Origin of the sequence: Halomonas sp. H10-59 (genome assembly GCF_040070555.1) — a bacterium.
In the GTDB taxonomy this organism is placed as follows: domain Bacteria; phylum Pseudomonadota; class Gammaproteobacteria; order Pseudomonadales; family Halomonadaceae; genus Halomonas; species Halomonas litopenaei.
The window spans coordinates 1,024,651-1,048,590 of record NZ_CP098828.1 but is presented as its reverse complement, the minus strand read 5'-3'; the positions used below and the strand labels follow the sequence as shown (position 1 = coordinate 1,048,590).

Below are 23,940 nucleotides of genomic sequence, written 5' to 3'. Positions count from 1 at the left end.
CCTTCAAGGAGTCGTCGTCTCCTGAGCAAAGCTTATGCCGGTGGCCCTGATACTCACCCGAGTGCCGGCGTGGCCTGCGACGATAGCCTCGATATCGGCCAGCGCCCCGATAACTGCAGTCTTGCCGCTTGAACGAGCAAACTCACAGGCCGCCTGCACCTTGGGCCCCATGGATCCTGCGGCAAAACCCTGGGCTTCCAGGCTATCGGGATCAGCCATCGCCACCCGACGGCTATGCGGGGTCCCCCAGTCCAGATAGACCCCGTCCACATCGGTGGCGATGATCAGAAGATCGCTGGCCAGCTCCTGTGACAACAGCGATGAGCACAGGTCCTTGTCGATCACCGCCTCGATGCCCTCGAGCTTGCCATCCTCCCCGTAGACCGTGGGGATGCCGCCACCGCCGGCACAGATCACCACGGTGCCCTTCTCCAGAAGCCAGCGCAGCGGGCGAATCTCGAAGATTCGCTTGGGTCTAGGGCTCGGCACCACCCGGCGGTAGTGATCGCCGTCACGCGCCATGGTCCAGCCCTTGAGCTCCGCCAGCCGGCAAGCCTCGTCGCGCGGGTAGATGGGACCGATGGGCTTGCTCGGCTGCTGGAAGGCCGGGTCATCGGCGTCCACCTCGACCTGGGTCAACAGCGACGCAAAGGGCACCTCCGGCGGCAACAGGTTGCCGAGTTCCTGCTCGATCATGTAGCCGATCATGCCTTCGGTCTCGGCACCCAGCACATCCAGAGGAAAGACGTTGTCCTCATCGTAGGCCGCCCCTTGCAGGGCCAAAAGGCCCACCTGGGGCCCATTGCCGTGGGCAATCACCAGCTCGTTGCCTGATGCGATGCGCGCGATCTGCTCGCAGGCGATACGAATGTTGGCGCGCTGGGCCTCGCCGTTCATGACCTCGCCACGCCGCAACAGGGCGTTGCCACCAAGGGCAATCGTGATACGCATAACAGTGTCCTTCCCGTTCGGGGTTGCTGGCGGCCCAGGGGCCGCCAGGCTATCTTGCCGATCCGTTGGTGCGTGACTTACACATCGCCAAGGGTCGAGACCATCACCGCCTTGATCGTATGCATGCGGTTCTCTGCCTGTTCGAAGGCGATGCAGGCCGGCGACTCGAACACCTCCTCGGTGACCTCGATGCCGTCCTTCAGCATCGGGTACTGCTCGGCGACCTGGCGCCCCACCTTGGTGTCACAGTTGTGGAAGGCCGGCAGGCAGTGCATGAACTTGACCCTGGGGTTGCCGGCGGCCTCCATCAGCACCTTGTTGACCTGGTAGGGCAGCAACTGGTCGATGCGCTCGGCCCAGGCCTCCACCGGCTCGCCCATGGACACCCAGACGTCGGTGTGGATGAAGTCGACGCCCCTGACCGCCTCGCGGGGGTCCTCGGTCAGGCAGATGCGCGCGCCGCTGTCCTCGGCGAAGCGCCGGCAGTTGGCCAGATGCTCCTCGTCCGGCCACAGCGAACGTGGCGCGGCGATCCGCACGTCCATGCCCAGCTTGGCGCCGATCAGCAGAAGCGAGTTGCCCATGTTGTTGCGGGCATCGCCCAGGTAGGCGAAGGAGATCTGGTGCAACGGCTTCTCGGCGTGCTCGCGCATGGTCAGGACGTCGGCGATCATCTGGGTCGGGTGGTACTCGTCGGTCAAGCCGTTGTAGACCGGCACCCCGGAGAACGCCGCCAGCTCCTCGACCACCTCCTGGCTGAAGCCGCGGTACTCGATGGCGTCGTACATGCGCCCCAGTACCCGGGCGGTGTCACGCATGGACTCCTTGTGCCCGATCTGGGACGAGGTGGGATCGATGTAGGTGACGTTGGCGCCCTGGTCATAGGCGGCCACCTCGAAGGCGCAGCGGGTGCGGGTGGAGGTCTTCTCGAAGATCAGGGCGATGTTCTTGCCCTTGAGTCGCTGGGCCTCGCAGCCGCTGTACTTGGCCCGCTTGAGGTCCCGCGACAGGTCCAGCAGGTAGCGCAGCTCGCGCTCGGAGTGATGCATCAGCGACAGCAGGTGACGGTTGTGGATATTGAAGGACATGAGGGTCTCCTTGACGGCCACCAGGGCAGCCGTCGATTCACAGTTAAAGAAGCGAAGTAACGCGTAACGACGTCGTCAGAAGTCGACGGGATCTCGCTGAATCGGACAGGTCATGCAGTGACCGCCGCCTCGCCCACGGCCCAGTTCACTGGCACTGATGGTGATCACCTCGACCCCGGCCTTGCGCAGCAGGGTGTTGGTGTAGGTGTTGCGGTCGTAACCGACCACCACGCCTGGCTCCAGGGCGACCACATTGTTGCCGTCGTCCCACTGTTCGCGCTCGGCCTCGAAGCTGTCGCCACCGGTCTCCACCACCCGCAGTTTCGGCAGTCCCAGGGCCTCGGCCACCACCTCGATGAAGCTCCCCTTCTCGCGGCGCACGTCGATGCCACTGGGCTTGCTCTCGTCGGGGCGCAGACTGAAGGGAACGATGTCCTTGACCACGTCAGGGAAGACCGTCACCAGGTCGCGATCGCAGAAGCTGAAGACGGTGTCCAGGTGCATGGCGGCGCGCGACCGGGGCAGCCCCGCCACGATCACCCGTTCGGCCTCGCCGGCCCTGAACAACGCGCTCGCCACCTGACCGATGGCCTGGTGCGAGGTGCGCTCACCCATGCCGATCAACACCACGCCGTTGCCCACCGGCATCACGTCGCCGCCCTCCAGGGTGGCCGAACCATGGTCCTGGTCGGGATTGCCGTACCACACCTTGAAGTCGGCGCCGGCGAAGCGCGGGTTGAAGCGATAGATCGCCGAGGTCAGCAGCGTCTCCTGGCGGCGGGCCGGCCAGAACATCGGATTGAGTGTCACCCCGCCGTAGATCCAGCAGGTGGTATCCCGGGTGAACAGGGTGTTGGGAAGCGGCGGAAGAACGAAACTGGACTGGCCCAGATAGTCACGGAAGGTCTTGAGGGTCTCGCCTCCGTGGCTCTCGGTGATGTCGGCCCAGGACACCCCGCCGATCAGGAACTCGGCGAGTCTCCGTGGCTCCAGTTCACTAAGCCAGGCGCGGACCTCATCGGCAAGGCCGAAGCCGACCAGGTTGGAGGTCACCTTGCGCTCGAGAATCCAGCGCATGGCGTCGCGATTTTCGAGGGTTTCGGTGAGCAGGTTGTGCATCTCGAGCACTTCGATGTCACGCTCGCGCATCTTGGTCACGAAGTCGAAGTGGTCGCGCTTGGCCTGGTTGGTCCACAGCACATCATCGAACAGAAGGTCATCACAGTTGCTGGGGGTCAGCCGCTGATGAGCAAGCCCTGGCGAGCACACCATGACCTTGCGAAGCTTGCCTACCTCGGAATAGACGCCCAATCGTGAAGATCCACTTTTCATTCTGTTGCTCCTTCCCTATTGCGGGACTGTCACTACCGCATCATCAATGAACCTGACCGCTGTAACATGTTGAACATCGAGGTCTAGCTACAGACTCAACCACCCCTGATAGAGCCCCAGCGTGGCCGCCAGCGCCGAGGCGATAGTGACCGCGAAGATAATCTTCTCGATGGGGGTAAAGACCTTTTCATCACGCTCGCTCTTGGCCTTGTAGAAGAACACGGCACCAGGGGCGTAAAGCAGCGCCGACAGCAACAGATAGTCGATACCGCCAGCAAACAGCAGCCAGATCGCGTAGAGGGTAGCCAGGCCGCCGATAAACAGATCCTTGCGGCGTACCTCGGGCTCCTTCTCGTAGGTTTCTCCCTTTACCGCGAGCAACAGGGCGTAGGCCGCCGACCACAGATAAGGCACCAGGATCATCGAGCTTGCGAGGTAAAGAAGGCTCAGGTAGGTGGACTCGTTGACCAGTGTCAGCAGCAGAAAGAGCTGGATCAGGCCGTTGGAAAGCCACAGGGCGTTGACCGGCACCTTGTTGGCGTTTTCCTTGCTCAACAGTTCAGGCATGGTGCCGTCGCTGGAGGCCGCGTGAAGAATCTCGGCGCACAGAAGTGTCCAGGACAGCAAGGCGCCGAGCAGCGAGATCACCAGGCCCAGGCTGATCAGATGACCGCCCCAGGGGCCGACCACCTGGCTCAGCACCAGCGCCATGGACGGGTTCTTGAGCTCAGCGAGTTCCGGCTGGCTCATGATGCCCATGGACAGCACATTGACCATCACCAACAGCAGAAGCACACCGACAAAGCCGATCACGGTGGCGCGCCCGACATCGCGACGATCGCGAGCCTTGGCGGAATAGATGCTGGCGCCCTCGATACCGATAAATACCCAGACGGTGACCAGCATCATGTTGCGAACCTGGTCCATCACGCTGCCAAGATCGGCGTTGCCGGCACCCCAGAAGTCCATGGTGAAGACGTCCAGGTGAAAACCGATGGCGGCCAGCACGATGAACATGATCAGCGGGACGATCTTGGCGATGGTGGTCACCAGATTGATGAACGCCGCCTGCTGGATGCCCCTGGCCACCAGGAAGTGAACCGCCCACAACAGGATCGAGGCACAGCCGATGGCCGCCGGCGTATTACCCTCGCCGAAGATGGGGAAGAAGAAGCCCAGGGTGCTGAACAACAGAACGAAGTAGCTGACATTGCCGAGCCAGGCGCTGATCCAGTAACCCCAGGCGGAAGAGAAGCCAAGATAATCGCCGAAACCGGCCTTGGCGTAGGCATAGATGCCGGCGTCGAGTTCCGGCTTGCGATTGGCTAACGTCTGGAAGACGAACACCAGTGCCAGCATGCCGACCGCGGTAATTCCCCAGCCGATCAGCACCGCCCCTGGTGCGGCGCTCGCCGCCATATTCTGCGGAAGCGAAAAGATGCCGCCCCCGATCATCGAGCCGACGACCAGCGCAAGCAAGGCGCCGAGTCTCAGCTTTCCTGTGTCATTTTCCATGGGAAGGGTTTCCTCGTGGGGACCAAAAGTTTGCCAATTCAGGCTACTCTCTTTTTGGCCCCTTGAGGCTACCGAAACCGCCGTACACACCTCTCTGCTGACTCGTGTCAACTACGCCTTTCGACGTACATAATAACGACCCCGATCAGGTTATATCGCTCCACCACCACTGTTTGATCTCGGCCGCTTGCAACGACCTTTCCCTCGGAGTTGCGGTCAGTGGCTCGTCCCGAGCGAGGGAACTTTGCTTCGCGGGTGCCTGCAGCGCCATGTCGCTACCAGGTTCGCGACAACGTCCAGGCTCGCTGGCACCGTGCGAGAATGGGAGACACAAAAAAAGGGAGCCCTGGGCTCCCTTGCAGTAGAAGTGAACATCGCGTCCAAGCGACGATGTCGATGACGTCCGGGCTAGTCGTGGCCCGGCGCCTGGCAGGACAGATCCGCCTGGCGATAGCCGATCAGATAGAGCACGGCGTCAAGCCCCAGGGTCGAGATGCTCTGACGGGCCTGGGCACGCACCAGCGGCTTGGCGCGAAAGGCAATACCGAGTCCGGCGGCGGCCAGCATCTTGAGATCGTTGGCGCCATCGCCCACGGCGATGGTCTGTTCCATGGTGATCCCCTCGCGCTGGGCGATCTGGTGCAACAGCGCGGCCTTGCGATCGGCATCGACGATCGGCTCGCGCACCTCGCCGGTGACCTTGCCGTTCTCGATCACCAGCTCGTTGGCGTGGATCTCGTCGAAGCCCAGCCGCTGCTGTAGATGCCGGGCGAAGTAGGTGAAGCCGCCGGACAGGATGGCGGTGCGGTAGCCCAAGCGCTTGAGCTGGGCCATCAACTGTTCCACCCCGTCCATCAGCGGCAGCTCTTCGGCGATCTCGGCCAGCACCGACTCGTCCAGGCCCTTCAGCTTGGCCATGCGCTCACGGAAGCTCTGCTGGAAGTCGAGCTCACCGCGCATGGCCCGCTCGGTAACCTCGGCGACCTCGTCGTAGACCCCGTGGCGGCGCGCCAGCTCGTCGATGACCTCGGCCTTGATCAAGGTAGAGTCCATGTCGAAGCACACCAGGCGACGGTGGGTGCGCCAGATGGAGTCTTCCTGCAGGGCGATATCGACCCCGTGGGTCGCACCCAGCGCCAGCGCCTTCTCGCGCAGCGACTCGAGGTCGACGTCCTCACCGCGCAGCCAGCACTCGACGCAGCTGCCCTGGGCCGGTGCCTCGCCGTCCAGCGGCTCGCGCCCGGACAGGCGATGGATCAACTCCACCGTCAGCCCGTGCTCGGCGGTCAGCGCCCCCACCTCGGCCAGGATGCCGGCAGGCAGTCGCGGCGCCAGCAGGGTCATGATCAGGCGCGGCTGACTCGCGGTCTCGCTCCAGCGATGGTACTCCTCGGCGCTGATCTGGATCGCCTGGACATCCAGACCCAGCTCATCGCCGGCGCCCGACAGGGCGCCTTCCAGGTCGGCCTCGTGGTCAAGCGCTACCAGCGCCTCCAGCGAGACGATACCGAAGGTCACGCTCTGGTTGATGTCCAGAAGGCGCGCGCCGCTGCGGGCCAGGATCCGCCCCAGGCCGGCAAGCTGGCCGGGGCGGGCCTGGCCGGTAGCGCGCATCAGGATTCGTCGTGTCATGGTGTGTCTTCCTTGGGCACCCGCAGCAACCGGCGGGCGCCGTACCGTCGTAAGGGTTACGCCTCGAGGCGCTCGAGCCGGTCGACCTTCTGCAGCCCGCGTGGCAGCTTGCTGCCTCGCCGTCCGCGATCTCCCCGATAGTAGTCGAGCTCACCGTTCTTGAGCGACAGCTTGCGCTTGCCGGCGTGCACCACCAGGGTATCCCCTGGCGCCAGCACCACCAGGCCGCGCACAAACTCTTCGCGCCGGGCCGCCCGGGCACCGGGAATATCCAGCATCTTGTTGCCCTTGCCCTTGGACATCTCCGGCAACTGGTCCAGCGGGAACAGCAGCAGTCGGCCTTCGTTGGAGACCGTGGCCACGGTCAATTCGTCGGCCGCCGGCAGCTCCACCGGAGGCAGCACATTGCAGCCCTTGGGCAGGCTCAGCACCGCCTTGCCGGAACGGTTCTTGCCGGTCAGGTCCTCGAGCCGGGCGACGAAGCCGTAGCCGCCGTCGGAGGCCAGCAGGAAGCGGGCGTCCCCCGGTGCCAGCATGACGCCGGCCATGTGCGCGCCGGCCACCACGTTGACCTTGCCGGTGACCGGCTCGCCCTGGCCGCGGGCACTGGGTAGCTGGTGGGCCGGCAGGGTGTAGGCCCGGCCGGTGTCATCGAGCAGCACCAGCGGCTGGTTGGTCTTGCCTCGCGCGGCCAGGTGGAAGGCGTCGCCGGCCTTGTAGGACAGCCCGGAGGGGTCGATGTCGTGGCCCTTGGCGGCACGAATCCAGCCTTTTTCGGACAGCACCACCGTCACCGGATCGGCACCCACCAGTTCGACCTCGGACAGCGCCCTGGCTTCCTCGCGCTCGACGATCGGCGAGCGGCGCTCGTCGCCGTGCTCCTCGGCGGCCTTGCGCAGCTCCTGCTCGATCAGGTCGGTCATCGCTGCCTCGTTGCCGAGCAGCTCTTCAAGACGCTTGCGCTCCGCCTCGAGCTCGTCCTGCTCGGTGCGGATCTTCATCTCCTCGAGCTTGGCCAGGTGGCGCAGGCGCAGCTCCAGGATCGCCTCGGCCTGACGGTCGGTCAGACCGAAGGCTGCCATCAGTGCGCTCTTGGGCTCATCCTCCTCGCGGATGATGCGGATCACCTCATCGATATTGAGGTAGGCGATCAACAGGCCTTCGAGCAGGTGCAGGCGGTCGTTGACCTTGCCCAGCCGGTGTTCGAGGCGACGGCGCACCGTGGTGCGACGGAAGTCGAGCCATTCACCGAGCAGCTCCGGCAGCGGCATCACCCGCGGGCGGCCGTCGAGGCCGATCACGTTCAGGTTGACCCGCACGTTCTTCTCGAGGTCGGTGGTGGCGAACAGGTGCGCCATCAGCGACTCGATATCGACCCGATTGGAGCGCGGCTCGATCACCAGACGGGTCGGCTCCTCGTGGGTCGACTCGTCGCGCAGGTCGGCCACCATGGGCAGCTTCTTGGCCTGCATCTGCGCCGCGATCTGCTCCAGCACCTTGGCCCCGCTGACCTGGTAGGGCAGCGCGGTGATCACCACCTGGCCCTCTTCCTGCTCGTAGCGAGCGCGCATCTTGACGCTGCCGCGACCGCTCTCGTAGAGCTTTCGAAGGTCCGCGCGCGGGGTAATGATCTCCGCCCGGGTAGGGAAGTCCGGGCCTGGCAGGTGCGCCATCAGGTCGGCGGTGGTGACGCCGGGATTACGCAGCACCTCGCAGGTGGCCTCGACCACCTCGCGCACATTGTGGGGCGGGATGTCGGTGGCCATGCCCACGGCGATGCCGGTGCCGCCATTGAGCAGCACGTGGGGCAGACGTGCCGGCAGCACCACCGGCTCGTTCATGGTGCCATCGAAGTTGGGCGCCCAGTCCACGGTGCCCTGGCCGAGTTCGCTGAGCAGTACCTCGGCGAACTTCGACAGCCGCGCTTCGGTGTAGCGCATGGCGGCGAAGGACTTGGGATCGTCCGGGCTACCCCAGTTGCCCTGGCCGTCCACCAGCGGATAGCGATAGCTGAACGACTGGGCCATCAGCACCATGGCCTCGTAGCAGGCGCTGTCACCATGGGGGTGAAACTTGCCGAGCACGTCGCCGACGGTACGCGCCGACTTCTTGTACTTGGCGTTGGCGTTCAACGCCAGCTCGCGCATGGCGTAGATGATGCGCCGCTGCACCGGCTTCATGCCGTCGCCGATATGGGGCAGGGCCCGGTCGAGAATGACGTACATCGAATAGTCGAGGTAGGCCTTCTCGGTGTATTCGCGCAGGGACAGTCGCTCGACGTCGCCCTCCGCCACCTCAATGTCCAGAGTCATGATCCCTCGTTCTCAATCCTGGTCGCCTGAACCGACGACGTGAAATCCGGGAGCGTCACTGCGTGCAAGTCACCGCGATGGCGGCCCGTCACACTTCGATATCCGCCAGGTTGCCGTAGTCCTCGAGCCAGCTCTTGCGGTCCGAGGCGCGCTTCTTGGCCAGCAGCATGTCCATCATCTCCATGGTGCCGTCGCCCTCCTCCCGGGTCAGCTGTACCAGCCGCCGGGTCTCCACCGCCATGGTGGTCTCGCGCAGCTGCAGCGGGCTCATCTCGCCAAGGCCCTTGAAGCGCTGCACGTTGGGGGTGCCGCGCTTGCCTTCCAGCTTGCGCAGAATGGCCGCCTTCTCGCTCTCGTCCAGGGCGTAGTAGACCTCCTTGCCAAGGTCGATGCGGTAGAGCGGCGGCATGGCGACGAAGACGTGGCCGGCGTCGACCAGCGACGGGAAGTGGCGCACGAACAGCGCGCACAGGAGGGTGGCGATGTGCAGCCCGTCGGAGTCCGCATCGGCGAGGATGCAGATCTTGTGATAGCGCAGCTTGGACAGGTCGGCACTGGCCGGATCGGCGCCGATGGCCACGGCGATGTCGTGGACCTCCTGGGAGCCGTAGATATCGTGGGAGTCGACCTCCCAGGTGTTGAGGATCTTGCCGCGCAGCGGCAGGATCGCCTGGGTCTCGCGGTTGCGCGCCTGCTTGGCGCTGCCCCCGGCGCTGTCACCCTCGACCAGAAACAGCTCGCTCAAGGCAGGGTCCTGGCCACTGCAGTCGGCCAGCTTGCCGGGCAGCGCAGGGCCGGAGGTGACCTTCTTGCGCGCCACCTTCTTCGAGCTCTTCTGGCGCCGCTGGGCGGCGCTGATCACCAGCTCGGCCAGCGCCTCGGCCTGGTCGACGTGGTGGTTGAGCCACAGCGAGAAGGCATCCTTGACGACGCCGGAGACGAAGCCCGCCACGGTGCGTGACGACAGCCGCTCCTTGGTCTGGCCGGCGAACTGCGGATCGAGCATCTTTACCGACAGCACGTAGGCGACCCGCTCCCACAGGTCCTCGGCGGTCAGCTTGACCCCGCGCGGCAGCAGGCTGCGGTACTCGCAGAATTCCTTGAGTGCCTCGAGCAGGCCGGAACGCAGGCCATTGACGTGGGTACCGCCCTGGGCGGTGGGGATCAGGTTAACGTAGCTTTCCATCAGCGAGTCGCCGCCTTCGGGCAACCACTGAATCGCCCAGTCCACCCCCTGCTCGTCGTCGGCGAAGTGTCCGACGAAGGGCGAGCTCGGCAGCACCTCGTAGCCGTCGGTGGTCTGGGCCAGATAGTCGCGCAGACCGTCCGCGAACTGCCAGGTGGTGGCGGTGCCGTCGGCTTCCACCAGCTCCACCTTGAGCCCGGGGCAGAGTACCGCCTTGGCCCGCAGCAGGTGCTTGAGCCGCCCTACCGCCAGGTTGGGGCTGTCGAAATAGCTGGTATCCGGCCAGAAGCGCACCAGGGTGCCCTTGGCACGCTTGGCGGCGGTGCCGATGACGTGCAGGTCCTCGACCTTGTCGCCGTGCTCGAAGGCCATGGCGTGGCGCTCGCCGTCGCGCAGGACCTCGACCTCGAGGCGTCGCGACAGGGCGTTGACCACCGACACCCCGACCCCGTGCAGGCCGCCGGAGAAGCGGTAGCTCGACGAGGAGAACTTACCGCCGGCGTGCAGCCGCGTCATGATCAGCTCGATCCCCGATACCCCATGCTCCGGGTGAACGTCGATGGGCATGCCGCGACCGTTGTCCGTCACCTCGATGCCGCCGTCGTCCCGCAGTACCACGCGGATCTCGTTGGCGTGTTCGGCGAGCGCCTCGTCGACGCTGTTGTCGATGACCTCCTGGACCAGGTGATTCGGACGGGAGGTGTCGGTGTACATGCCGGGGCGCTTGCGAACGGGCTCCAGCCCGGAAAGCACCTCGATCGAACTGGCACTGTATTGGGTCATGCGTGGTCCATCATCAGGATGACTGGGATCGTCTTTGCGCCGTCGACTGAACGGCTCACTCGGCCGGTACCGGCGCCACTCGCCCGGGCGCCAGGGCGTGACCACCGTGGGCGAACACCGCCGGCAGGTAGTCGGCCAGGGCATTGAAGCCGTGCTCGCCGCCGGGATGCAGGATCGCCTTGGCCCCACGGTAGGCGGCGAAGGCGTCGGCGCTGTCCAGCGTCTCGTCCTCGGTCACCAGCAGCAGCAGATAGCGCCCGGGTGTCACCACCTCCGGCGTCATCTCGGCGATCTGGTCGCGGTGGCCCTGCTCGACCACGAAGCGCTCACCGGTGTAGGCGTTGACGAAGCTCTCGCCGAGCATGGTGTCGACCAGCCTGGCCGGTCGCACCGCCGGATTGACCAGTACCGCCGGCAGCTCATGGCGCTCTGCCAGCACCGTGGCCAGAAAGCCGCCCATGGAGCTGCCCATCAGCATCGGACTGGGCCCCAGCCGGGGTAACAGCGATTCGGCGAGCCGCAGGGCGTCGGCCGCCTGCGAGGACAGGTCCGGGGTCTCGCAGGGAAGCCCCAGCTCCGCACAGGCGGCCTTGATCAGCCGCGCCTTGGGCGAGGCGCCGGCACTATTGAATCCATGCAGGTAGAGCACGCCGCTCGCTGCGGCAGCACTCGACGCTGTTGATGGGCTCAGCATAACGGAAAACCTGTATAAATGGCCAGTTTTCGACCCTCCCCTGCGCCCGCTGGGGCGCTGTCGCTGTCGCTATCGCTATCGCCATCACTCATGCCAACGGCCATCAGTCCCGCGCGGCTTGCCAGGTGGCCTCGATCAGCCCGCGGGTGGAGTCATCCATCGCCTCCAGGTCCTGGCGCCCCTCGATGATGTCACGGGTCTCGTTGGCGATCTTCTTGCCCAGTTCAACGCCCCACTGGTCGAAGGGATTGATGCCCCAGATGGTGGCCTGGACGAACACCTTGTGCTCGTAGAGGGCGATCAACGCGCCCAAGGTCTGCGGGGTCAACCGCTCCAGCAGCAGGGTGGTCGAGGGCTGGTTGCCACGATAGCGCTTGTGCTCGGGCCTCGGACCGTCATCGGCGATGGCGTCGTCGCCGAGCATCAATACGCGGGACTGGGCGAAGCAGTTGGCCAGCGTCAGCCGGTGCTGGCCCATCAGGTGCTCGCGGGTGGCCGGATCCTCGACGTCATCGTAGCGGGCCAGCGGCGCGATAAAGTCGCACTCCACCGCCTGGGTGCCCTGGTGCAGCAACTGGTAGAAGGCGTGCTGGGCGTTGGGCCCGAGCTGGCCCCACAGCACCGGACAGGTGGAGTAGTCGACGATATCGCCGTCGTTGGTCACCGACTTGCCGTTGGACTCCATCTCGAGCTGTTCGAGGTAGGCAGCGAAGTATTCCAGGCGTCCGTCGTAGGGCAGGATCGAGTGGGCGCGGATATCCAGGAAGTTGTTGTTCCAGATACCGGCCAGCGCCAGCAGCACCGGCAGATTGTCCTCGAGCGGCGCCTTCTGGAAGTGCACGTCCATGGCGTGGGCGCCGGCCAGGAAGTCGCGGAAGCCGTCCATGCCGATGACCAGGGCGATGGGCAGGCCGATGCCGCCCCACAGCGAGTAGCGCCCGCCGACCCACTCCCAGAACTCGAGCTGGTGGTCGCAGGCGATGCCCCACTCGGCCATCTTGTCCGGGCTTGCCGAGACACCGATGAAGTGCTGGCGCAGCACCAGCTCGCGATCCACGCCCTCCTGGCGCGCCTCGACCAGCCGGGACAGCAGCCAGTCCCGCGCGGTGTTGGCGTTTGACAGGGTATCGATGGTGGTGAAGGACTTCGACGACAGCACGAACAACGTGGTCTCGGGGTCGAAGCGCATCAGGTAGTCGACCAGCTGGGAGCCGTCCATGGTCGAGGCGAAGTGGACCTCGACCGGATGGGTATCCGCCGGGCGATAGTCGGCCAGGGCGTGGGTCACCATCAGCGGCCCCAGGTCGGAGCCCCCGACCCCCAGATTGACCACGTCGCGGATCGGCTTGCCGGTGGCGCCGCGCCACTGGCCGGAATGGAAGCGCTCGACCATGGTCGCCATCTTGTCCAGGGTGGCGTGCACCGCCGGCACCAGATCCTCGCCTTCGACCACCAGCGACGCATCCTGCGGCAGACGCAGCGCGGTATGCAGCGCAGGGCGGTCCTCACTGACGTTGACCCGCTCACCGGCCAGCAGCCGACGGATGGCGTCGGGCACGCCGGCCTCGTCGGCCAGCGCCAGCAGATCCTCGAGGGTCTGCTGGTCCCAGCGCTGCTTGGACAGGTCGAGTTTCAGCCCCGCAGCCTCGTGGCTGAAGGTGGCAAATCGCCCGGCATCCTCGCGAAACATGTCGCACAGGTGGCGCTTGCCGACTTCCTGTGCCTTCTGCTTCAACGCCTGCCAGGCCGGCGTTTGATCGATCGATGGCATGATTCCTCTCCTTGGGCCCTGTCTGGTGGGCAAAGCTGGGCCGAACGGCGACGGCAAGCCTCATCGTGCAGCCTGACCGCGGGGCGCGTACAATCACTCCCCCCGAGCCCGACAACACTGGCAATCCATGAGTGACGCATCTTACCGTGACGCCATCTTTTCCACACCCCTGGACAAGGTGGCGCGCTTTTCGTTCGACGAGCGGGTCGTCGCCTGCTTCCCCGACATGATTCGCCGATCGGTCCCCGGCTACGGCCAGATCCTCGGCATGCTGGGGGTGATCGCCGAGCGCCACCTGCGCCACGGCGCCCATGTCTATGACCTTGGCTGCTCGCTTGGCGCCGTGGGCCTGGCGCTGGCCGGCCAGCTGCCCAGGGACGCCTTCAGCCTGACCGGGGTCGACCTGTCCCCGGCCATGGTCGAGCGCGCCCGCCAGACCCTCGAGCACGAGTGCCCCGACCACGCCATCGAGGTGATCGAAGGCGACATCCGCCACCTCGACTACCGTCCCAGCGGCATGATCGTGCTCAACTTCACGCTGCAGTTTCTGGCCCGGGAAGACCGCGACGGCGTACTCGAGAAGCTCTACCAGGCGCTGGAGCCCGGCGGTGTGTTGATCCTGTCGGAGAAGATCAAGGCCGGTGACGAACAGGACAATGCCTGGCTGGTGGAGCGCTATCACGACTTCAAGCGCGCCAATGGCTACAGCGACCTGGAGATTAGCCAGAAGCGCAACGCGCTTGAGAACGTGCTGGTACCCGACACCCTGGAACAGCACCACCAGCGCCTGGCGCGGGTAGGCTTTGCGCGCTCGCTGACCTGGTTTCAGTATCTGAACTTCGCCTCCATGGTGGCTTTCAAATGATTCCCGAGCATCAGCGCGATGTGTACCGCGCCTTTCTCGAGCAATCCTTCCGCCACGCCGGCATGGGCGACTGGCTTGCCCGCCTGCCTGAGCAGTTCGCCCGTGGCCTCGACCGCCAGCGTCACGGCGACCTACCGGCCTGGGAGAAGGCGGTGGCCAAGCTGCCGGCGCTGCCCGACAAGCGCCAGGTCCAGCTCGATCGCGACGAGGTCACGGTCGAGCTGGAGCTCGATGACAGTCGTCGTCGCCAGAGCGAGAACCTGCTGCGCGCGCTGATGCCGTGGCGCAAGGGCCCGTACCGGCTGGCAGGCATCGCGATCGATACCGAGTGGCGTTCGGACTGGAAGTGGCAGCGGCTGGCGCCGCACCTGTCGCCGCTGCGCGGTCGACGGGTGCTCGACGTGGGTGGCGGCAACGGCTATCACGCCTGGCGCATGGCCGGCGCCGGCGCCGACTTCGTACTGGTGGTCGATCCCTCACCGCGCTTCTACTGGCAGTTCCAGGCGGTCAAGCACTTCGTCGGCGATGCCGACGGCGGGCGTACCCACTTCCTGCCGGTGGGCATCGACGATGTGCCCCAGGGCCTGGGCTTCTTCGACAGCGTGTTCTCCATGGGCGTGCTCTACCACCGCCCTTCCCCCCTCGACCACCTGATGCAGCTACGCGACGCCCTGCGTCGGGGCGGCGAACTGGTGCTCGAGACGCTGGTGGTGGAAGGCGACGAGACCCGAGTGCTGGTGCCGGGCGATCGCTACGCGGCGATGCCCAATGTCTACTTCCTGCCGTCGTCGCGCGCCCTGGTGGGCTGGCTCGAGAAGGTCGGCTTTTGCGACGTTCGGGTGGTGGATGAAGCCCCCACCAGCCTGGAGGAGCAGCGCTCCACCGACTGGATGACCTTTCAGTCGCTGGGTGACTTCCTGGACCCTGAGCGCCCCCACCTGACCCGCGAGGGACACCCGGCTCCGCGTCGGGCCGTCGTGATCGCGACGCGCCCAGCCTGATCCCGTGCCCCCCCCTGCCCCCCCCTGCCCGCATAAGACGCGACGCCCCGCTGATCCAGTCAGCGGGGCGTCGTCGTCAGGGGCGGTGTCAGGGGCTGTGTCAGTGGCGGATCCGCGTCAGACGAAGTCCAGCACCATGAAATGGGGGTTGTCGACCAGCACTTCCATGCGGGTAATGTCGTCGAGCACTACCATGCGCTCGCCGCGCTCTGTCTTCAGCGACAGACACTCCTCGCGATCCTCGTTGAAGGCGGTATCCAGTGCCTCGCCGTGCTTCTCGTCACCGTCTCGCAGCGACAGCTTGACCGGAAAATGGTACAGGCAGGCAATTTCGATATTGTCATAGAGATGGCAGGCCACCATGTTCGTGCCCTCCCTGCTTCCGTGGGGGAATGGAAGACGTCGTCATGACGTCACACGCGACGCATCCTGCCTTTGGTCTAGCCCAGGCACCAGCCCGCCACCATCTGGCTGCGCAGTTGGAGTTAAACCCATCGAAAAGCACTAGCATTCTGGTTCAACCAGGCCACTGAGAAGCGGCTATTACTATGCTCTTTCAGTGCTCATCTGACAGCGGCCCCTGCGCCGTAGCGCAGGGGCCGCTGTTGCAGCGAACCAACGATGGTGAAGCCGGTCGCGGACGTCAGCGCTTGAGCAGCTCGCGCACGTCCTTGGCCTCCCAGTGGGGGAAGTACTTGCGCACCAGGGCGTTGAGTTCCAGCTCGAAGCCGGCCCAGTCGACCTGCTCGGTAGCGCCGCCTTCGACACTGGCCGCACCGCGAATCATGCCGGCGCCCACGGTGACGTTGGTCAGCCGGTCGATGACGATAAAGCTGCCGGTGCCAGGCACCCGCGCGTAGTCATCGATGGGCACCTCGGCGGTCAGCGCCACCCGGCAGCGGGCGATGGCGTTGAGCTCGAGTCGCTCGGCGCCATGACGCTCCAGGCTGTTGACGTCGACCTGATAGTGGATGGCGTCGACGTGGCCTGCCACGGCACGCCCGGCCATGCGGATATCGTACTGACGCCCAGGTTCGAGGGCGTCGTCGTGCATCCACACGATGTCGGCGTCGAAGGCATTGGACAGGGTGATGTCCGCGTCCGCCGCCACCAGCCAGTCGCCACGCGAGATATCGATCTCGTCTTCCAGGGTCACGGTGATGGCCTGGCCCGGGTAGGCGTCGTCAAGATCGCCTTCGAAGGTGACGATACGCTCGACCCGGCTGAGCTTGTTGGACGGCAGCGCCTTAACCGCCTGGCCGGGGCGCAGGATGCCTGCCTCGAGGGTGCCGGCGTAGCCACGGAAGTCGAGATTGGGGCGATTGACGTACTGCACCGGGAAGCGCAGATCGCTCAGGTTCTGGTCGCGGCTGACCTCCACGGTCTCCAGGAGCTCCAGCAGCGCCGGGCCCTGGTACCAGTCGAGGCGCTCGCCGCGATCGACCACGTTGTCACCCTTGAGCGCCGACAGCGGCACGAAGTGGATGTCGCTGGCGTCGAGCTGCTCGGCGAAGGCGCGGTAGTCGGCGACGATCTCGTCGAAACGCGCCTGGGAGTAGTCGACCAGGTCCATCTTGTTGACCGCGATGACCAGATGCTGGATGCCCAGCAGGTCGGCGATGAAGCTGTGGCGACGGGTCTGGGTCTGCACGCCGTAACGGGCGTCGATCAGGATCACCGCGAGGCCGGCGGTAGAGGCACCGGTGGCCATGTTGCGGGTGTACTGCTCGTGCCCCGGGGTGTCGGCGATGATGAACTTGCGCTTGTCGGTGGAGAAGAAGCGATAGGCCACATCGATGGTGATGCCCTGCTCGCGCTCCGACTGCAGGCCGTCGACCAGCAGCGCCAGATCCACCTCTTCGCCGGTGGTGCCCTTGGTCTTGGAGGCCTGGGTGATGGCCGCCAGCTGGTCGTCGAAGATCATCTTGGAATCGTGCAGCAGGCGACCGATCAGGGTCGACTTGCCGTCATCGACGCTGCCGCAGGTGATGAACCGCAACAGGTCCTTGTTTTCGTGCTCGTGCAGATACTGCTCGATGTTGTCAGCAATCAGACTGGACTGGTGAGACATGCTGTACCCCTGATGGTGACCCGACGTCGTGCTGGACGCCGGGCCCTTGATCTGTCATCTGCGTCCTCGCTCCCGATCACTGTCGGCCGGAGCAAGGCGCGTGGCTGCGTGCGGTCGGTGCCGGCGTCAGAAGTAGCCTTCGCGCTTCTTCTTCTCCATGGAACCGGCCTGGTCATGATCGATGGCACGGCCGGAGCGCTCGCTGGTACGGGTCAGCAGCATCTCCTGGATGATCTCCGGCAGGGTCTGGGCCTTCGACTCCACCGCACCGGTCAGCGGATAGCAGCCCAGGGTGCGGAAGCGCACCCACTTCTGCTCGGGCTCTTCGCCCTCGGCCAGGGGCAGGCGCTCGTCATCGACCATGATCTGCATGCCGTCGCGTTCCACCACCGGGCGCGGGGCGGAGAAGTAAAGCGGCACGATGTCGATGTTCTCGAGGTAGATGTACTGCCAGATATCCAGCTCGGTCCAGTTGGACAGCGGGAAGGCACGGATCGACTCGCCCTTGTTGATGCGGGCGTTGTACAGATTCCACAATTCCGGACGCTGGTTCTTGGGGTCCCAGCGGTGGTGACGGTCGCGGAAGGAGAACACCCGCTCCTTGGCACGGCTGGCCTCTTCGTCGCGGCGGGCGCCACCGAAGGCGGCGTCGAAGCCGTACTGGTCCAGCGCCTGCTTGAGGGCCTGGGTCTTCATCACGTCGGTATAGCCGCTGGAGCCGTGGTCGAAGGGGTTGATGCCGGCGGCACGCCCTTCCTCGTTGGTGTGGACGATCAGCTCCATGCCCGCTTCCTTGGCCATGCGGTCGCGGAAGGCGATCATCTCGCGGAACTTCCAGGTGGTGTCCACGTGCATCAGCGGGAACGGCGGCGGGCCAGGATGGAAGGCCTTGCGCGCCAGGTGAAGCATCACCGAGGAGTCCTTGCCGATGGAGTAGAGCATCACCGGGTTCGAGAACTCGGCGGCCACTTCACGGATGATATGGATGGACTCCGCCTCGAGCTGCTTGAGGTGGGTCAGTCGCTTCGGCGTGAGCGACGCCTGGGCGGCGCGCTCACGGGCTGGTGCGGTAAGGCTGGTCATGGCCGGACACCTCGCATGACGGGAAAAGTGGAGATGTCAGCGAGGATACTGCGGGGCGAGTAATAACGTAAAAGAATTAATAACTATCTTTTTAGAACCAAGCGTAAGGCTCCTAGATATCGACGCGCTCTACCCAAGTCTGCCACTCTCCCTCTCGTTTCAACTCCACCACCCGGTAGCCGGGGCGCGACGCCTCGTCCACGGCGAAGTCCTCACTGCCGGGCAGGAACTGATCAGAGGTGGAGGGACAGGCGTAGACGTCGACCCGTCCATGGGCCAGAGACATCACGCCATGGAAGGCCTGATGCACATGACCGCACAGCACCATTTTCACCTGGGGATAGCCGTCCAGCACCTCCCAGAAGCCGTCGGCATCTACCAGGCCCAGGGCGTCGATCCAGGCGCTGCCCACCGCCAGCGGCGGATGGTGCATGGCGATCAGGGTCGGCCGGTCGTCCTCGGCCAGACGCGCGCCGAGCGCGGCCAGAGCCTCTTCTCCGAGCTGCCCGGTGGCCTCGCCAACAAGCTGGGTGTCGAGCTGCAGAAGCCGCCAGTGGCCGGCCTCGACCTCGGGCAGGATGTCCCGCTCGGCGGCCATCAACGCCACGTCGTCGTGGTTGCCGGGAATCCAGAACCAGGGACAGTCGAGCTCGCTCAATCGCTCGATGGCGAGCCGGTAGGCGGCCTCGGACTCATCCTGACTGATGTCACCGGTGACCAGCACCAGGTCCGGGCGGTCGGCGTCCACCGCCTTGACCACCGCCTCCAGCTGATGAGCGGGCAGGCCTCGGCGCGAGCGCGCCATCGGGTCGGCGTACAGGTGGCAATCACTAATCTGGATCAGGCGCATGGAGATCTCTCGACGGGCGGCAACGGCGAACCGGCTCAGGGCAACTGCGGCAGATCCAGCGAGTGGCCGTGGGCCAGCCCGTGATCGAGCCATTCGCCGAGGAAGCGATTGATCTGCAGCTTCTCGTCGGGCTGGTGCATATGCGCGTTGGGATAGCGGTAGCGGCCATCGAAGTGGCGCCGGCGCTGAAAGTCGGTGACCTCGGCCATGCGCACGTCGTGATACAAGTGCACGCGCATGCGCGGGCTGTCGATGACGCCGTCGAGGATACCCTCCTGGCTGACGCGAATGATGCTGGTATAGGGCGCCAGCTCTTCGACATGCAGGCGCAGGGCACCGAGTCGACGCTCGCCGTTGAGCAGTTCGACCTCGCGACTTTCGCCCTCTTCCAGCTCGCCCAGCAGGCGCGTCAGGCGGATGTAGTTGGCCGTGCACTCGCTCTGCAGGGTGCGCAGATCGGTGACGTAGGCGCTGCGTTGGGTCACGCTACCTCCTTGCTCTCAACGACGCCCGTTCGGCGGCCAGCCAGTAAAAGCCGATCAGGCACATGGCGTTATCGAGTCTCCCTTGATTGAGAAGTTCCCAGGCACGATGAAATGGCAACACATGGACGCGGATATCCTCGTGCTCTTCGTCCAGGCCATGCACCCCACCCAGTCCGCTGGTATCGACGAGACCGCAGAAAAGCGTCACACGTTCGTCGCAGGCACCCGGACTAGGATAGTAGCTATGCAGCAAGATGAGGTCCCCGACCTCGCAACCGGCCTCCTCGAGGGCCTCACGACGGGCCACTTCCTCGGCAGACTCGTCCTTGTCGACCAGTCCGGCCACACACTCGAGCTTCCACGGGGTGTGGGCGTCTTCCATTGCGCCGGCACGGATCTGCTCCACCAGCACCACGCTGTCGCGCTCGGGGTCATAGAGCATGACGCCCACGGCGTCGTGCCGGCTATGCACCTCGCGCACCACCGCCTCGCTCCAGCCACCTTCGAACTTGCGATGGCGGAAGGTCAGCTTGTCCAGACGAAAGAAGCCCTGGTGCAGGCAATCGCGTGACACCAGTTCGACGTCTTGGGCGGTAAAGGGGGCATCGATGTTGCTCGTTTCCGGCATGGGGACCTCCGCAGACAGATCGGCCCATTATCCGGATCGGTCAGGGGCCCCACAAGGCGAGTCCAGGTGGGGCCTCCTGTCAAGGCGGGAAACGACAGGGAAATCGGCGCGGGTCAGAGCTCGTTGAGCGCCTGATCAGAGCTCGTTGAGCAGGGCGCGCGCCTCGGCCTTGAGCGCCTCATCAGAGGCTTCGCGTCCGGCGCGAACCGCACCGGCGATGGCCTTCTCGGCGTGCTGGCGGGCCTCGGCATCGCGTCCTTCGTCGGCCAGGTAGGCGGCATAGTAGTAGTTGACGTCGATACCGCCAGGGCGAATCGTCAGCGCGCGCTTGAACATTTCCTCGGCCTTGTCGTCATCACCGAAGGCCACTGGCCAGCCCGGAGCACGGTCATACAGCGCCCCCAGGGTCACGTAGGCCGAGCCATCGAGGCCATTGGCGTCGAGTGCGATGGCCCGCTCCAGCGCCCGCCGCGCGGCCTTGGCGTTGTCCAGCGCGCCGAGCCCACCCTTGGCCTTGGCCAGGGACGCCTCGATGATGCCCTCCCACACCAGCAGCTCGCTGACGTTGGGATTGGCCGAGCTCAGTTCGTGGGCCTCGGCGGCCAGCGCCGTCAACGGGGCCTCCTGGGCCGACAAGGCGCTCGAGGTGGTGACGCTTTCCCAGCGATTCTTGAGCTGGTCGAGCTCACCCTGCCAGGCCAGCGCCACGCCGCTGGCGAGGCAGGCGGACAGGGTGACAAGCGTCAGCGCCGTCGAGGCTAAGAGCCGACGCGGGCGTCGACGCAACGCGGTAGATGGAACATCAGGCGAGGCGGAAAACAGGGTTCGTGACATTTGGCGGCTCCGGATACTGTTATTGTGATGCACCCTGATGCTGGGTGGTCATGGTGGGCGGCCGAGCGATCAGGCCGAGCGGTCAGGCCAAGCCATCAGGCCGAGCAATCACGCCAAGCGCAGCCGAGCACTGACTCTGGCGTTGTGACCCGATACGGAAAGCCACATGCGTTCTGGCGCCCTCCCCGAAATGTAACGAACGTTTGATTTATTCGCCAGTCGCATTCTTCGTCGACCGCTCACTGCATCGCTCCCCTGACCTTTCCCCCACCACCCAAAGCGCTTGCGACCTGACCCAAGTCGCGGCACCCTCGTGGACCTTGTCTGATTCAACGACTCACCGAGGATCGCCATGAAAGGCCGCAACATGACTCGCTGGCGTGACCCGGCGAAGGATCCCCGTCAGGAACCCAAGAGCAACCTGATCACCCTGGAAGGTGCCGAGCGCCTGAGGGGTATTCTCGACCACCTGAGCCGGGTCAAGCGACCGCAGCTATCGGCCAAGGTGGGCGAGGCGGCGGCCCTTGGCGACCGCAGCGAGAACGCCGACTACACCTACAACAAGAAGGAACTCAACCGGGTCATCGGTCGCATTCGCTACCTGACCAAACGCCTGGATGAGTTGCAGGTGGTGGACCGCCTGCCGGCCGACACCGATCGGGTGTTCTTCGGCGCCTTCGTCACCCTGGAGGAGGAAGACGGCGAAGAGATGTCAGTGCGCATTGTCGGCCACGACGAGACCGACACCAGCAAGCGCTGGATCAGCGTCGACGCGCCGCTGGCCAAGGCGCTGCTGGGCAAGTCGCTGGACGACGAAGTGACGGTGGCCGCCCCCGGCGGGGAGACCACCTGGCTGATCACCGATATCCACTATCGTACGCCGGGTCAGAACACCTAGCCCCTGGCGAGGCGGGCACGGTAGACCCGAAAGCGGCCATTGTCGGCCAGAATCTCGAAGCCGCCGAAGGCCTTCTCCAGGGGATCTGCGTAGGGCAGGAAGGCGTTGGCCACCAGGATCAATTGCCCGCCTGGCGTCAGGTGCTGGGGCGCCTCCTGAATCAGACGGGCCGCCGGACCGTAGTCGATGGAGCGCTCCTGATGAAACGGCGGATTCGAGACGATGGCGTCGAAGCGACGACCCGCCAGCGCCGAGTAGACGTCGCTTTCCAGCGCCTCGCCGTTGAGCCCATTGGCCGCTAGCGAGCGCCGGGTCGCTTCCACCGCAAAGGCGCTGACGTCCACCGCGGTGACATCATGCCCCTGCTGTGCCATCCAGGCCGCCAGGATGCCGTCACCGCAGCCCATGTCGAGCACCTGGCTCCGGGGCAAGGCGGTCTCTAGCTGCTCGATCAGTAGCCCCGTGCCCTCGTCGAACTTTCCGTGTCCGAAGACGCCCGGGTGGCTTGCCAGCGTCAGGCCGGCGGCCTCGAAGCGCGTCCACACCGCTTCAGGGTCGAGGGGCTGGGGCGCCGAGCGGGTCGCGAACAGCGAGCAGCGCCGGGCGCTGTCGAGCTTGCGACAGCCCATGCCCAGGGCCGCCAGCACCTTGAGTACCCGCTTGATGCCACCCTGGTGCTCGCCCACCAGCTGCATCGGCGTGCCCTCGGGCAATACCTGACACAGCCACAACAGCCACCACTCCCCCAGGGCGTGGGACTTGGGCCAGAACAGCACCACACCGGGCGGCGGCGACGCCTCGGGCGAGAACGGCGACAGCGCCGGGCGCCCCTGGGCCTGCCAGGCAGCACGCACCGACACATCGGCGCTGATCAGGGTCCCTTCGCCCTGCTCGAGCCAGCTATCCCGAGGCGGCGCCACCCACCACCAGCCGCGATAGTCGGCGTCCTGAAGCTCGAGCAGTTGGCACACCGGGGTTTCGGCACTCATGGCGTGGTCTCCTCACGGGTGGCAGCGCCGCCGTCGCGCGGCGATGGACGCCCCTCGGGGTCGGCCGGACGGCGGAAGGTATAGAGAAGATAGCGGCCCAGCCGCCAGTGGGGGTCCAGGCGGCAGTAGGCGTGCTCCAGCGCCACCAGCTTGTCGAGTTCCTTGTCGTCCTGGGGTGGGCGGCGCAGGTAGTCGTGGAACACCCTGATCCCCGCCACGCCCTCGCAACGAAGCCCGGCTTCTTCGGTCCAGGCCATCACCTGGTCATGGGTCAGCGGCGAGATCGGTGTCAGCCGCTGGCGCTGTCCCTTGCCCTCGAGCCGATCCTCCAGCGCCTTGTCCAGGTTGCCCTTTACAACGTTGGACAGCCGCAGGGCGTCGCGGTTGAACACCATCAGAGACAGTTGAGCCCCCGGCGGCATCAGCGCGGCCAGGCGATCGATGGCCGCCCTGGGGTCGCCCAGCCACTCAAGCACCGCGTGGCACACCACCAGCGGCCAGGGCCCAGGGGCCTCGCCCGCCAGGTCCTGCAGCGGCGACGTCAGATAGCGGACCCGGGACGCCTCGACACCCTGGGCGTCGATCGCCTCCCGGGCCCGGTCGAGCATTTCGCCGGCGGGCTCGGCCAGCGTCACCGCATGCCCGCGCTCGAGAAACCACTGGGCCTGCTGACCGAGCCCCGCGCCCACGTCCAGCACCGGCTGGCCTTCGAGATCGAGCATCTCCGGCAGCAGACGGTCCAGCAACGACAGGCGCAGCTCGCCGCGCAGGTGCCCGTAGAGCGACGCCGAGAACTTGTCTGCCAGTCCATCGAAGTGACGATCACCATGGACAGACAGCGGCGTACCGCCAGACGCATGACCAGCAACAGAAGCGGCAGCATCAGAAGCAGCGACAGAACCAGCAGCGGGAGTGACAGCAGCGCCACTCGTGGGGTGTTGAGACATCGAAAACGCCAGACAGGTGTGGATA

General features: G+C 65.5%; 21 protein-coding genes. 3 read left to right on the top strand and 18 right to left on the bottom strand.

Annotated features, from left to right (window positions below; translation table 11 throughout):
• Positions 1–3: 3 nt before the first annotated feature.
• The 9 genes from arcC to pgi form a co-directional block, all read right to left on the bottom strand.
• Positions 4–951: a carbamate kinase gene (gene arcC, locus NFG57_RS04780; protein WP_348815512.1), complete on the bottom strand. Its 948-nt coding sequence runs from the start codon at positions 949–951 to the stop codon at positions 4–6.
• Positions 952–1,028: 77 nt separating this feature from the next.
• Positions 1,029–2,039 carry an ornithine carbamoyltransferase gene (locus NFG57_RS04775; RefSeq protein ID WP_108449821.1) on the bottom strand — a complete coding sequence of 337 codons (1,011 nt, stop codon included), beginning with the start codon at positions 2,037–2,039 and terminating at the stop codon, positions 1,029–1,031.
• Between the two features lie 75 nt (positions 2,040–2,114).
• A complete protein-coding gene (arcA, locus tag NFG57_RS04770; protein WP_045994512.1) occupies positions 2,115–3,371 on the bottom strand; it encodes an arginine deiminase in 1,257 nt (418 codons plus the stop codon).
• 87 nt (positions 3,372–3,458) lie between these two features.
• Complete coding sequence (gene arcD / locus NFG57_RS04765; RefSeq protein ID WP_222515549.1) at positions 3,459–4,886, bottom strand: arginine-ornithine antiporter; 1,428 nt, start codon at positions 4,884–4,886, stop codon at positions 3,459–3,461.
• A gap of 408 nt (positions 4,887–5,294) precedes the next feature.
• Complete coding sequence (gene serB / locus NFG57_RS04760) at positions 5,295–6,518, bottom strand: phosphoserine phosphatase SerB (RefSeq protein ID WP_222515550.1); 1,224 nt, start codon at positions 6,516–6,518, stop codon at positions 5,295–5,297.
• A 56-nt stretch (positions 6,519–6,574) separates the two neighbouring features.
• Positions 6,575–8,830: a DNA topoisomerase IV subunit A gene (gene parC / locus NFG57_RS04755; protein WP_222515551.1), complete on the bottom strand. Its 2,256-nt coding sequence runs from the start codon at positions 8,828–8,830 to the stop codon at positions 6,575–6,577.
• An 88-nt stretch (positions 8,831–8,918) separates the two neighbouring features.
• Positions 8,919–10,799: a DNA topoisomerase IV subunit B gene (parE, locus tag NFG57_RS04750; RefSeq protein ID WP_045994516.1), complete on the bottom strand. Its 1,881-nt coding sequence runs from the start codon at positions 10,797–10,799 to the stop codon at positions 8,919–8,921.
• A gap of 55 nt (positions 10,800–10,854) precedes the next feature.
• Entirely contained in the window at positions 10,855–11,493 is a 639-nt protein-coding gene (locus NFG57_RS04745; RefSeq protein WP_108131440.1) for a YqiA/YcfP family alpha/beta fold hydrolase, read from the bottom strand.
• Between the two features lie 103 nt (positions 11,494–11,596).
• Positions 11,597–13,264 (bottom strand): glucose-6-phosphate isomerase, encoded by a 1,668-nt coding sequence (pgi, locus tag NFG57_RS04740; RefSeq protein ID WP_222568123.1) that lies wholly within the window; start codon positions 13,262–13,264, stop codon positions 11,597–11,599.
• Between the two features lie 127 nt (positions 13,265–13,391).
• Here pgi and cmoA point away from each other — a divergent pair, with 127 nt between their 5' ends.
• Positions 13,392–14,129: a carboxy-S-adenosyl-L-methionine synthase CmoA gene (cmoA, locus tag NFG57_RS04735; RefSeq protein WP_348815511.1), complete on the top strand. Its 738-nt coding sequence runs from the start codon at positions 13,392–13,394 to the stop codon at positions 14,127–14,129.
• The gene (gene cmoB / locus NFG57_RS04730) at positions 14,126–15,130 is read left to right on the top strand and encodes a tRNA 5-methoxyuridine(34)/uridine 5-oxyacetic acid(34) synthase CmoB (RefSeq protein WP_348815510.1); all 1,005 of its coding nucleotides are present in this window, start codon (positions 14,126–14,128) and stop codon (positions 15,128–15,130) included. Before cmoA ends, cmoB begins: the two co-directional genes overlap by 4 nt.
• 117 nt (positions 15,131–15,247) lie before the next feature.
• On the opposite strand, the gene NFG57_RS04725 is transcribed toward cmoB, so the two are convergent.
• The 7 genes from NFG57_RS04725 to NFG57_RS04695 form a co-directional block, all read right to left on the bottom strand.
• A complete protein-coding gene (locus NFG57_RS04725) occupies positions 15,248–15,493 on the bottom strand; it encodes a Rho-binding antiterminator (RefSeq protein WP_108131637.1) in 246 nt (81 codons plus the stop codon).
• Positions 15,494–15,773: 280 nt separating this feature from the next.
• Positions 15,774–17,201: a sulfate adenylyltransferase subunit CysN gene (cysN, locus tag NFG57_RS04720; protein ID WP_348815509.1), complete on the bottom strand. Its 1,428-nt coding sequence runs from the start codon at positions 17,199–17,201 to the stop codon at positions 15,774–15,776.
• 126 nt (positions 17,202–17,327) lie between these two features.
• Positions 17,328–18,284, bottom strand: coding sequence for a sulfate adenylyltransferase subunit CysD (cysD, locus tag NFG57_RS04715; RefSeq protein WP_348815508.1), 957 nt, complete (start codon positions 18,282–18,284; stop codon positions 17,328–17,330).
• A gap of 112 nt (positions 18,285–18,396) precedes the next feature.
• A complete protein-coding gene (locus tag NFG57_RS04710) occupies positions 18,397–19,134 on the bottom strand; it encodes a metallophosphoesterase (RefSeq protein WP_348815506.1) in 738 nt (245 codons plus the stop codon).
• Between the two features lie 35 nt (positions 19,135–19,169).
• The gene (locus NFG57_RS04705) at positions 19,170–19,619 is read right to left on the bottom strand and encodes a DUF1249 domain-containing protein (RefSeq protein WP_045994525.1); all 450 of its coding nucleotides are present in this window, start codon (positions 19,617–19,619) and stop codon (positions 19,170–19,172) included.
• A gap of 1 nt (position 19,620) precedes the next feature.
• Positions 19,621–20,247, bottom strand: a complete 627-nt coding sequence (locus NFG57_RS04700) for an NUDIX domain-containing protein (RefSeq protein ID WP_108131435.1) — start codon at positions 20,245–20,247, stop codon at positions 19,621–19,623.
• A gap of 135 nt (positions 20,248–20,382) precedes the next feature.
• The gene (locus NFG57_RS04695; RefSeq protein WP_348815503.1) at positions 20,383–21,081 is read right to left on the bottom strand and encodes a hypothetical protein; all 699 of its coding nucleotides are present in this window, start codon (positions 21,079–21,081) and stop codon (positions 20,383–20,385) included.
• 352 nt (positions 21,082–21,433) lie between these two features.
• Here NFG57_RS04695 and greB point away from each other — a divergent pair, with 352 nt between their 5' ends.
• A complete protein-coding gene (gene greB / locus NFG57_RS04690; RefSeq protein WP_222515554.1) occupies positions 21,434–21,979 on the top strand; it encodes a transcription elongation factor GreB in 546 nt (181 codons plus the stop codon).
• Here greB and NFG57_RS04685 read toward each other — a convergent pair.
• Together NFG57_RS04685 and NFG57_RS04680 are read right to left on the bottom strand one after the other, a co-directional pair.
• On the bottom strand, positions 21,976–22,968 hold the full coding sequence (locus NFG57_RS04685) for a methyltransferase (protein ID WP_222515555.1): 993 nt from the start codon (positions 22,966–22,968) through the stop codon (positions 21,976–21,978). The genes greB and NFG57_RS04685 overlap by 4 nt on opposite strands.
• Entirely contained in the window at positions 22,965–23,915 is a 951-nt protein-coding gene (locus tag NFG57_RS04680; protein ID WP_222515556.1) for a methyltransferase domain-containing protein, read from the bottom strand. The genes NFG57_RS04685 and NFG57_RS04680 overlap by 4 nt, the downstream gene beginning before the upstream one ends.
• Positions 23,916–23,940: the final 25 nt, after the last annotated feature.